This window comes from Kitasatospora sp. NPDC127121 (genome assembly GCF_042677305.1).
GTDB lineage: Bacteria > Actinomycetota > Actinomycetes > Streptomycetales > Streptomycetaceae > Kitasatospora.
This window is the reverse complement of record NZ_JBHXTQ010000168.1, coordinates 1-1,580: the sequence shown is the minus strand read 5'-3', so window position 1 is coordinate 1,580 and position 1,580 is coordinate 1. Positions and strand designations below refer to the sequence as shown.

1 protein-coding gene is annotated in these 1,580 nt (G+C 74.1%); it reads left to right on the top strand.

The genetic code is table 11. The features are described from left to right. The first annotated feature begins 231 nt into the window (after positions 1-231). Positions 232-1,203: a MerR family transcriptional regulator gene (locus ACFVHI_RS37135; RefSeq protein ID WP_380346470.1), complete on the top strand. Its 972-nt coding sequence runs from the start codon at positions 232-234 to the stop codon at positions 1,201-1,203. Positions 1,204-1,580: the final 377 nt, after the last annotated feature.

The following is a 1,580-nucleotide window of genomic DNA, read 5'->3' as shown; positions in this document are numbered from 1 at the left end:
CTCGTCGCCAGCTTATTTTTTGTATAAGACACAGTAAATATTCCCCCCTGGTCGGCTGCTGGGGGGTGCGCAGGAAGTCGACAGGTCCGACTTCCTGCGCACACCGATGGCTTCTGCGGAACGAGCACTGCTTGCCGCTCGCATCCGCGACGCCTGTTGCCCCGTCCTGCCCCGCATAGGCTCACGCATGTGCCCGTCCCCGTCCCCGTCCCCGTCCCGGTTCCCGTCCCCGTGTCTGCCTCCGTCGGTCGGCCGCCGGCCCAGGCCAGCCTGACCACCGGTGCCCTCGCCCGCATGCTCGGCGTCTCCCCGACCACCGTCCGCTCCTGGGAACGCCGCTACGGCGTCGGCCCCGCCCGGCGCGACCCCGGGCGCCACCGCCAGTGGAGTCCGCGGGACGTCGCCGTCCTGGCGGAGATGTGCCGCCTGACCGCCCGCGGCGTCACCCCGGCCGAGGCCGCCCGCCTCGCCCTCGCCGCCGAGGCCCCAGGGACGCCCGAGGCTCGCGAGGTGCCGGGGCCGCTTGCCGGCGGGCCGGCCCCCGGCGGCGGGAACGCCCTGCCCGTCGGCACCGTCCGCCCCGAATGCCGGGGGCTGGCCCGCGCGGCCGTTCGCCTCGACGCCCCCGAGCTCGCCCGGATCCTGCGACACAGCGTCGACACCCTCGGCCCGGTCGCCGCCTGGACCGAGGTGATGATGCCCGCCCTGCGCGCCGCCGGCCGCAAGTGGGCTGCCGAGGGCGAGCGCTACGTCGAGGTCGAGCACCTGCTGTCCTGGCACGTCGCCGCCGCTCTGCGCCGCGCCGCCGATCGGGCCGAGCCGCCGCAGGGTCCGGCCGTCCTGCTCGCGGGCATGCCCGCCGAACTGCATGCCCTGCCGCTGGAGGCGCTGGCCGCGGGGCTGGCCGAACGGGGCCTGCCGTTTCGGATGTTCGGTCCGGCCCTGCCGACCGAAGCCCTGTTGGAAGCGGTTCGCCGTACCGGCCCGCCCGCCGTCCTGCTGTGGTCCCAGGTCGCCCGCACCGCCGACCGGGCCCTGGCCCGCCGTGTCGCCGAGACCGCCTGGGGCCCCCACGGTGCCCGCACCCGCCCCGTCGTCCTGACCGCCGGCCCCGGCTGGACCGGCCCCCGCCGCCCTCCGGGCGCCCTGCGCCCCCGCGACCTGCCCACCGCTCTCGACCAGCTGGAGCACCTGCTGCGCTGAACCCTCGCCCTGCGGAACCGCGACACGTGCGCCGTACAGCCTTGCCCACGGGCTCGCGCCGTCAGCCTCGGGGTGAATATACCGACCGGTCTACAGATTCGATCGCGCCCGCGGTGCGCACAGGAAGTCGGCCTGCCCGACTTCCTGTGCGGGGTGGTTCGCCCTCGGCTTCGCCGCGCGGCGGGGCCTCGAACGGGGCGCTGCAAACGGGAAAAATATATCGGTCGGTCTACATATTCGACTGCGCGCACAGTGGGCGGGCGGGGAGCCGGGAAGCAGGAGCGGCTCGGCGCGGGGGGGGGGGAGTGGCGCGGCCCCACATAACCCCGCCGCGGAGCCAGTGTGATTTAAAAATTTTTGTGGTGTGATTAAAATTT